9 protein-coding genes are annotated in these 8,161 nt (G+C 65.6%); 4 read left to right on the top strand and 5 right to left on the bottom strand.

Annotation, left to right across the window (positions count from 1 at the left end; translation table 11 throughout):
• The coding region (locus HQ354_RS07490) for an IS30 family transposase (protein ID WP_222634333.1) at positions 1 to 497 on the top strand (497 nt) is incomplete at its 5' end.
• A gap of 43 nt (positions 498 to 540) precedes the next feature.
• Here HQ354_RS07490 and HQ354_RS07485 read toward each other — a convergent pair.
• Positions 541 to 846, bottom strand: a complete 306-nt coding sequence (locus HQ354_RS07485; protein WP_308115141.1) for an ABC transporter permease subunit — start codon at positions 844 to 846, stop codon at positions 541 to 543.
• A 16-nt stretch (positions 847 to 862) separates the two neighbouring features.
• A complete protein-coding gene (locus HQ354_RS07480; protein WP_222634334.1) occupies positions 863 to 2,092 on the bottom strand; it encodes an NAD(P)/FAD-dependent oxidoreductase in 1,230 nt (409 codons plus the stop codon).
• Positions 2,093 to 2,143: 51 nt separating this feature from the next.
• Here HQ354_RS07480 and HQ354_RS07475 point away from each other — a divergent pair, with 51 nt between their 5' ends.
• Positions 2,144 to 4,093 (top strand): amino acid transporter, encoded by a 1,950-nt coding sequence (locus HQ354_RS07475; protein WP_222634335.1) that lies wholly within the window; start codon positions 2,144 to 2,146, stop codon positions 4,091 to 4,093.
• 87 nt (positions 4,094 to 4,180) lie between these two features.
• Here HQ354_RS07475 and HQ354_RS07470 read toward each other — a convergent pair whose 3' ends face one another.
• Together HQ354_RS07470 and HQ354_RS07465 are read right to left on the bottom strand one after the other, a co-directional pair.
• Positions 4,181 to 4,603: a hypothetical protein gene (locus HQ354_RS07470; protein ID WP_068429962.1), complete on the bottom strand. Its 423-nt coding sequence runs from the start codon at positions 4,601 to 4,603 to the stop codon at positions 4,181 to 4,183.
• On the bottom strand, positions 4,600 to 5,430 hold the full coding sequence (locus HQ354_RS07465; protein ID WP_068429965.1) for a hypothetical protein: 831 nt from the start codon (positions 5,428 to 5,430) through the stop codon (positions 4,600 to 4,602). Before HQ354_RS07465 ends, HQ354_RS07470 begins: the two co-directional genes overlap by 4 nt.
• 64 nt (positions 5,431 to 5,494) lie before the next feature.
• Between HQ354_RS07465 and HQ354_RS07460 the strand changes: the two genes are divergently transcribed.
• Positions 5,495 to 6,232, top strand: a complete 738-nt coding sequence (locus HQ354_RS07460) for a 1-acyl-sn-glycerol-3-phosphate acyltransferase (RefSeq protein WP_222634336.1) — start codon at positions 5,495 to 5,497, stop codon at positions 6,230 to 6,232.
• A gap of 8 nt (positions 6,233 to 6,240) precedes the next feature.
• Positions 6,241 to 6,987 carry a 1-acyl-sn-glycerol-3-phosphate acyltransferase gene (locus tag HQ354_RS07455; protein WP_167679040.1) on the top strand — a complete coding sequence of 249 codons (747 nt, stop codon included), beginning with the start codon at positions 6,241 to 6,243 and terminating at the stop codon, positions 6,985 to 6,987.
• A gap of 418 nt (positions 6,988 to 7,405) precedes the next feature.
• Here HQ354_RS07455 and HQ354_RS07450 read toward each other — a convergent pair whose 3' ends face one another.
• Positions 7,406 to 8,149, bottom strand: coding sequence for a CPBP family intramembrane glutamic endopeptidase (locus tag HQ354_RS07450; RefSeq protein WP_222634337.1), 744 nt, complete (start codon positions 8,147 to 8,149; stop codon positions 7,406 to 7,408).
• Positions 8,150 to 8,161 lie beyond the last annotated feature (12 nt).

Here is an 8,161-nt window from a genome sequence, read left to right as displayed (position 1 = left end):
CCGCCGAAATTGAGGATCGCAGCGTCCCCGGGCATTGGGAAGGCGATTTGATCATCGGCAAGAACGGCGGATCCTCGATCGGGACGTTGGTCGAACGCACCACACGGCTGGTGTTGCTGTTGCATCTGCCGTGCGGTCATTCCGCTACCCAGGTCGCCGAGGCGATGACCGCGAAGATCATGGAATTACCTGCTGCGCTTCGGCGTTCGATCACCTGGGATCAGGGACGGGAGATGTCCGGGCATGCCCAGTTCACCGTCGACACAGGGGTGCAGGTCTACTTCTGTGACCCGCACTCCCCGTGGCAACGTGGCACCAACGAGAACACCAACGGACTGCTTCGTCAGTACTTTCCCAAAGGCACCGATCTGTCCGTTCACTCCCCAGAACGGCTCGCCGAGGTCGAGGACCTACTCAACAACCGTCCCCGTAGGACCCTCGGATGGGATACTCCTCTGAAGGCATACGACAAGACGCTCGTTGCGATGACCGCTTGAGACCGCCGTATAGCGGGCTATACATTGCCCCTCACGGGTGGCGTCAGCCGCCGTATTTCGCCGTGACCCGGTGCTCCAACCACTGCAACGCGATCGTCGGCGGTAGCGCCATCACCATGATCAGCACGACGGTGCCCATGATGTTCTCCATCCGCACGAGGCTGACGTTGCGCAGCAACTCGTAGCCGAGTCCGCTCGACGACGAAAACATCTCGGCGAGAAGCAAACCGAGGAACGCGAGACCGAACGTCATCCGCATACCCGTCGCCAGCGCCGGAAGCGCCGACGGGATGACGATCTGCCGGATCAACCGTGGCCAACCGACCTGAAGCGAGGGCGCCTGCCGCACGGGTGGCGGAGCCGCACTACGCCCACGCGATGCGCTTCGGATCCCCGTGGCATTCGACGATCGCGGCGTGGTCGGCGTCGAAGTAGTCCCAGGCCCAGGTGAGGAACGCGTCGACCTTGCTGTGTGCGCCGCTGAGCAGCGCGGCATGGACGCCGAGCCACGCCGCGAACGCGATCGGCCCCTCGATCTGATGACGGTGCTCGCCGATCTCGGCGACCGCAGCACCGCGACCGATCATCGCCATGATGCCCTTGTCCCGGTAGGAGAACGGCTTCGTCGCCTTGCCCTCGGCTGTGCGCAGAATGTTGTGCGCGACCCACGTTCCTGCCTGCTGGGCGACGGAACCCAACTGTGGCAATGCTTTTCCGTCGTCGCCAGGAATGTTCGCGACGTCGCCGACGGCATACACCGCGTCGACACCGGGAACGGTGAGATCGGCGGACACGTCGATTCGTCCACCGTGGCCGAGCGTCACCCCCGCCGTTCCGGCGACCGGAGCTGCGGTCTCCCCGCCGGCCCAGACGACGGTCCGTGACGAGATGCGTGTCCCGTCGCTGAGTTGCACACCGTCCGCGTCGACCGACTGCACGCCGACACCGAGGCGGACCTTGGCGCCGTGTGCGACGAGCGTGTCGTGCGCGTACCGGTGCGACTTGTCGGTGAACGGCGCGAGCAGCGCGGGGCCGTGGTTCACGAGCCATGCATCACCGCGTCCGCCCGGGTGGTTCATCGTGCGCAGCGCGCGGAACAGTTCCGCGAAGGCGCCCGCCGTCTCGACACCTGTCGGACCACCGCCGACGATCACGATGTCCAGCGGGTCCTCGGCGGTGGCCAGCACGTCGCGGACATGGTGCCGAAGTCGCTCGGCGTCGGCGACGGAGTAGAGCGGGAACGACCACTCGTCGGCGCCGGGAGTTCCGAAGAAGTTCGCCGTCGCACCCGCGGCCACGACGAGGTAGTCACCCGAAATCGTCTCGCCGGACGCGACGAGTGAACGCGCCCCGGCGTCGATCGAGCTGATCTCGGCACGAACGACTCGGACCGTCGGCAGCTGCTCGAAGATCGACGCGAGAGGTCGGGCGACGTCCTCGGCAGGCAACTGCGACGTCGCGACCTGGTAGAGGAGCGGCTGGAACTGGTGATAGTCGTGTCGGTCGACGATCGTGACGTCGACCCCCTTCTTCCCCAACTCGTGTGCACAGGCAATGCCTGCCAGTCCAGCTCCGGCGACCACCACGTGAGTCATGGGACAACAGTAAGCCCCTCCGTACCGCATGTGCGGGTTTACGCTCTGGGGATGGTGCGTCTGCGGTCGTGGCTGCTGAGCGATATCACCGAGCAACCGTCGGGACATCTCGGTCCGTATCGCAAGCCGCGCAGGGTCGAGCACACTCATCCGTGGTGGAAGGTGATGTGCCTGACCGGCGTCGACTACTTCTCGACGCTCGGCTACCAACCCGGCATCGCTGCCTTGGCGGCGGGAACGCTGGCGCCGCTGGCTACCGTCGTACTGATTCTGTTGACGCTGTTCGGTGCCCTCCCGGTGTATCGGCGCGTTGCACGGGAAAGCCCGCACGGTGAGGGCTCCATCGCGATGCTCGAGAAGCTGCTGCCCAAATGGGGTGGCAAGATCTTCGTGCTCGTCCTGTTGGGGTTCGCGGCGACGGACTTTCTGATCACGATGACACTGTCGGCGGCCGACGCGTCGGCCCACGTCGTCGAAAACCCGTTCGCGCCTGCAGGTCTGGGTGACGCGGAGGTGATCATCACCCTCGTGCTGCTGGCGCTCCTCGCCGCTGTCTTCTTGAAAGGGTTCACCGAGGCGATCGGTATCGCGGTCGCACTCGTCGGGACGTTCCTGGCGCTGAACCTCGTCGTCGTGATCGTGGGGTTCTGGGAGATCGCCTCCGAGCCATCGCTGATCACCGACTGGCAACACGCCCTGACGGCCGAGCACGGCAATCCGTTGATGATGATCGCCGTCGCGCTCATCGTGTTCCCGAAGCTCGCACTGGGACTGTCCGGTTTCGAAACCGGGGTTGCGGTGATGCCGCAGATCGACGGCCATGTGAGCAGAAATGCGTACTCCTCTACACATTCGCACGCACGGGAGGTAGCCGGGCGTATCCGCGGCGCACGTCGACTGCTCACGACCGCGGCACTGACCATGAGTGGATTCCTGCTGACGTCGAGCATCGTCACGACGATTCTGATCCCTCCGGCTGAGTTCCAGGCAGGGGGACAGGCGAACGGTCGTGCGCTCGCGTATTTGGCGCACGAATACCTGGGGAGTGCGTTCGGAACCGTGTACGACGTCAGCACCATCGCCATTCTGTGGTTCGCAGGCGCGTCGGCGATGGCCGGTCTGCTGAATTTGGTGCCCCGCTATCTACCGAAGTACGGCATGGCCCCTGAATGGGCGCGCGCGGTTCGTCCACTGGTGCTTGTGTTCTCGGTGATCGCGTTCGTCGTGACGCTGTACTTCAAGGCCAGTGTCGACGCACAGAGTTCCGCCTATGCGACGGGTGTGCTGGTGCTGATCACGTCGGCGTCCGTCGCGGTGTCGCTGTCGGCCGCACGTCACGGTCAGCGCAGGCTTGCGTGGATGTTCTCGGTCGTCGCAACGATTTTCGTGTACACGACCGTCGCCAACATCTTCGAGCGTCCCGACGGCGTGAAGGTGGCGTCGTTCTTCATCGCCGCGATCCTTGCGGTGTCGTTCGTCTCGCGGGTGACGCGATCGTTCGAATTGCGTTCTACGTCGGTTACTTTCGATGAGCAGGCATCGGCCTTCGTTGCCGAGGCTGCCGCGAGGGGCAGTATCCAAGTGGTGTGCCACGATGCGCGCAACCTCGATCTCGACGAGTACGGGCAGAAGGAAGCGCAGCAACGCGCGGACAGTCACATTCCGTCGGACGACCCGATCCTGTTCCTGGAGATCAACATCAAGGACGCGTCGGAATTCTCGACGGACATTCTGGTGCATGGTCGGCAGCGCGGCGACTATCGGATTCTGTGGGTCGACGCCGCGGCCGTACCGAACTCGATTGCGGCTGTGCTGCTGCAGATTCGGGATACGACGGGTGTGCGCCCGGACGTCTACTTCGAATGGTCGGAGGGCAATCCCGTCGTCAACCTGTTGCGGTTCCTGTTCATCGGAGTCGGTGAGGTGGCACCGGTGACCCGCGAGGTCATCCGGCGGGCCGAGCGCGATCCGAAGCGGCGGCCGAATGTGCACGTGGGGTGAGCGCCGCCGGCGGCATCGATGTCACATGGCAACCGTCTATCGGATGCTGCGGACCATCGATGCCGAAAGGTGGGGGGCGTCGAGCGATCAGAAGAACTGCCCACTCACGAAGCCGGCGAGAAGCACTGCCGTACCGCCGATTTCGCCGACGATCAAGGCCCACATGAACGCGTTCGTGCCGTGCACCGGGTTCTGGAACTGATTGTCGGTGTCCTTCGCCCACCCGTGGTACATGTAGCTCGCGATGGCCGCGACGAAGAAGAACACCACCACCAGCCCCGCGATGAGGTTCACCGCCGTTGCGAATCCCGAGAACTCCGTCAGCGCGGCCAGTACGAGCGTCGCGAACGAGTACATCAGCGCAGCGCGATGCGCGATGTCGACGTACGGGTGGGCCAGAGCCGTCGGCGACGTCGACATTTCTCGGAACTTCCACACCCCGAGCGCGAGCGCCCACACCAGAATCAAGCCTGCGAACAGCAGCAGAATCTTGGTGTCGACCCCGATCACGCGACGTCACCGATGCAGTAGCCGTTCGGCCCTGATGCAAGCGTGAACACTCGATTCTGCTCGAACCCCGACACATCGGTGACGTCGGCGTACACCGTCGTATAGATTCCGTTCACCGCGGCGACGTAGACGCTGTCGGGGTTGTACGACGCGGACCCGGTGAGCCGGCCGGGGTTGTTCACCAGCGGCGGAACCGTCGGCGCGCCGGTGCCCTGCGGGTCCCACGTCGGCACGTCGGCACAGACGAGAGGGAAGTCGCCCTCGAGATCGCCCGGCGACACGGGACTGCCGGTGAAGCGGCCCAAGTAGCGCGCGACGGTGTAGGTGGCGTCGGCGTCCGAGAAGACGGGCCCTGCTCCGGCGGGTGCGACGCGCGGGCACGCATAACCCGACGCGGCGTCGGTGCGTGCGACGGACAGCGTGACCGCAGGCCCGCTCCAAGTGACGGTCGCGGGCCCGTCGACGCCGGGTGCGGCGGCCGCGTCGAGAATCGCCGGTACGTCCGCGTACTGCTGCGGCACCTCGGACGGCGGGATGGTCCAGCATGTCGGTGCGACGGCGGGGACACCGCCCGCTTCGAGGTCGACCAGGAACGCACGCAGCGCCGACGCGGCCTCCGGGTTCCCGGCGACCTCTCCGACCGCCGGTCCGGGAGGGGGCGCGACTGTGGTGGTCGGCTGCGTCGTGGTGGTCGTGTCCTCCGTGGTCGGCGCCGACTGCGTCTCGGTAGGCAGCCCCTGCTGCCCGTCGCCCCCGCATGCGGTGAGCGCCAGAACTGCCACCGACAGCCCGACTCCGGCGATGGAAAAACGGCGCACGTCACTCATGTTCAGCTGACCTTCCCCACTTTGTCTTCTCCCCGAGTTGCCGATGCGACTACGCTAGCCGACTGTGGAACCCGTCTACCGATCTGTCATCGGCATTGCCCGTACGGTCTTCGCTTTCGAAGGCCTGAAATTCAAGGTCGAGGGCGAGGAGAACATCCCTGCGACCGGCGGTGCGGTCATCGCCGTCAATCACACCGGTTACATGGACTTCACCTACGCGGGTCTGCCGCCGCGGAGCGTGAAGCGGTACATCCGCTTCATGGCGAAAAAGGAAGTGTTCGACAACAAGATCTCCGGCCCGATCATGCGCGCCTTGAAGCACATCCCGGTCGATCGTGCTGCGGGCGCCGAGTCCTACAAGGCGGCAGTGCAGGCCCTGCAGAAGGGTGAACTGGTCGGCGTGTACCCGGAAGCGACCATCAGCCGGAGCTTCGAGATCAAGGAGTTCAAGTCCGGCGCGGCACGCATGGCCATCGAAGCGGGCGTTCCGATCATCCCGACGGTCATCTGGGGCGCGCAGCGCGTGTGGACCAAGGGATTTCCGAAACGGTTGGGGCGCACCAACACTCCGATCTCGATTGCCGTCGGCGAGCCGATCGCTCCCGTCGGTCCCGCGAGTGAACTGACCGAGAAGCTGCACTCGACGATGCAGGAGATGTTGCTGAAGCTGCAGACCGGTTACGAGCACGAGGCCGGCGCCTACTGGGTGCCCGCGCGTCTCGGTGGTAGCGCTCCGACGCTCGAGGAAGCCAACAAGCTCGACGCCGACGACGCGGCCGCGAAAGCAGCACGGAGACAATAGAAGTAACGATGTCCCGCGAACCCGTCTACGCCACCCTCACCGCGCTGGTGCGGGCGATCACGGCGGTGCAGGGTTTGCGGACCACCTACCGCGGCACCGAGAACATTCCGCGCGAGGGCGGCGTCGTGCTTGCGGTCAATCACACGGCGTACCTGGACTTCATGCAGGTCGGGCTCGTCGCGCGGCGCGGTAAGCGGCGGGTTCGCTTCATGATGAAGAAGGAATTGGAAGCGAACCCGATCGTCGGGTTCTTGATGCGGCACTGCAAAGCGATCGGCGTCGATCGTGAGGCCGGGGCAGCGTCTTTTGCGGCCGCAGTCGAATCATTGCGCGACGGCGAACTGGTGTGCGTCTATCCCGAGGCCACGATCAGTCGAAGCTTCGAGCTCAAACGGTTCAAGTCGGGTGCCGCGCGGATGGCTCTCGAAGCTCAGGTGCCGATCGTTCCCGTCGCGATCTGGGGCGCGCAGCGGGTCATGACGAAGGACATTCCGAGGGCGGTGGGTCGGCACAATTTCCCGATCCACATCGCCGTCGGCCCGCCCATCCAGCCGCACGGCACGCCCGACGAGCTGACCGCCGAGCTGCGGACGGCGATGGAGACGACGCTCGCGGCGGCGCAGGACGGGTACGAGCATCCCGTCGGCGCACGGTGGGTTCCGCGACGCCTCGGCGGAACAGCACCGACGCTGGACGAGGCACTGAAGATCGAAGAGGCCGAAATGGCGGCCAGACGGGCTGCGAGGGAGAAGTAGCGCCGGGCCAGGTTTCCGGGAACGACCGCGCACGTTGCAGCAGACGCGCGTGTTGCAACGTGCGCACTCACTGCAACCTGCGCGTGGGGGTGGTTGAGCCTACGGTCCCGGCATCCTCACCTTGACCGCGCACGTTGCAGCAAACGCGCGTGTTGCAACGTGCGCAGTTGCTGCAACCTGCGCGCGGGGATGGTTGAGCCTACGGTCCCGGCATCCTCACCTTGACCGCGCACGTTCCAGCAGCTGCGCGTGTTGCAACGTGCGCACTCACTGCAACCTGCGCGTGGGGGTGGTTGAGCCTACGGTCCCGGCGTCCTCTCCTTGACCGCGCACGTTCCAGCAGACGCGCGTGTTGCAACGTGCGCAGTTGCTGCAACGTGCGCGTGGGGACCGCAGCCACCACCCGGGAGAAGTAGCGTCAGGCCACCGACGCGTGCCATACCAATGCCGCGGCGAGCGCGCCGAGGCCGTTGAGCGACCAGTGCAGTGCGATCGGGGCGAGCAAACTGCCGCTGCGACGCCTCAGCCACGTGAAGACGAACCCGGCGGCTGCGGTTGCGAGGACGGCGGCGACGATACCGGCGACTTGGCCGAACACCCCTCCACCCAGGAAGTTGCTCAGCCCGGCGTTGCCTGCGGTCAGGCCAAGCGACGACGCGATGTGCCACAGTCCGAACAGCAGAGACCCGGCGGCGAAGACACCGCGAGCGCCGTAGATCCGACCCAGCGTGCCGTGCAGTACCCCGCGGAACGCGAGTTCCTCGGGGATGACCGTCTGCAGCGGAATGACGATCATCGACGCCACCAGAGCAGCCGAGATGGTCGCGTAGCGGTCCGCCATGAAGAACGGCCTGGTCAGCGGCAACAATGCACCGATCGCGACGACGGCCAGCACGAGGCCGACGGCACCGAGCGCGTACAACGAGCCGGTCTTCCACTGTCTCGGGGACAGGCCGAGTTCGGCCCACCCGAGCCCGCGCCGACGCGTCAGGGCGACCAGGACGACGGCCGCGATCGGGACCGTCGCGACGCTGGCCCACACGGTGGTGAAGTGCGCGATCAGGTTGGTACAGACGAGTACGGCGACGACGATGGCGACGTCGAGGTACGCGTGGAAGCCGCGCCAGCGAGCAGCGTTCGCGGCGTCCTTCGTCATGAGCATCCCGCCGAGTGT

The sequence above is a fragment of the Rhodococcus sp. BP-261 genome, assembly GCF_019835205.1.
Classification (GTDB): Bacteria; Actinomycetota; Actinomycetes; order Mycobacteriales; family Mycobacteriaceae; genus Rhodococcoides; species Rhodococcoides kyotonensis_B.
The sequence above is the reverse complement of the archived record's forward strand: the minus strand, read 5'-3'. Positions and strand labels throughout refer to the sequence as shown.

Coding starts and splice junctions, on each gene's coding strand:
- HQ354_RS07480 (WP_222634334.1), bottom strand. CDS start 2,092: ATGACTCACGTGGTGGTCGCCGGAGCTGGACTGGCAGGCATTGCCTGT.
- HQ354_RS07475 (WP_222634335.1), top strand. CDS start 2,144: ATGGTGCGTCTGCGGTCGTGGCTGCTGAGCGATATCACCGAGCAACCG.
- HQ354_RS07465 (WP_068429965.1), bottom strand. CDS start 5,430: ATGAGTGACGTGCGCCGTTTTTCCATCGCCGGAGTCGGGCTGTCGGTG.
- HQ354_RS07455 (WP_167679040.1), top strand. CDS start 6,241: ATGTCCCGCGAACCCGTCTACGCCACCCTCACCGCGCTGGTGCGGGCG.
- HQ354_RS07450 (WP_222634337.1), bottom strand. CDS start 8,149: ATGCTCATGACGAAGGACGCCGCGAACGCTGCTCGCTGGCGCGGCTTC.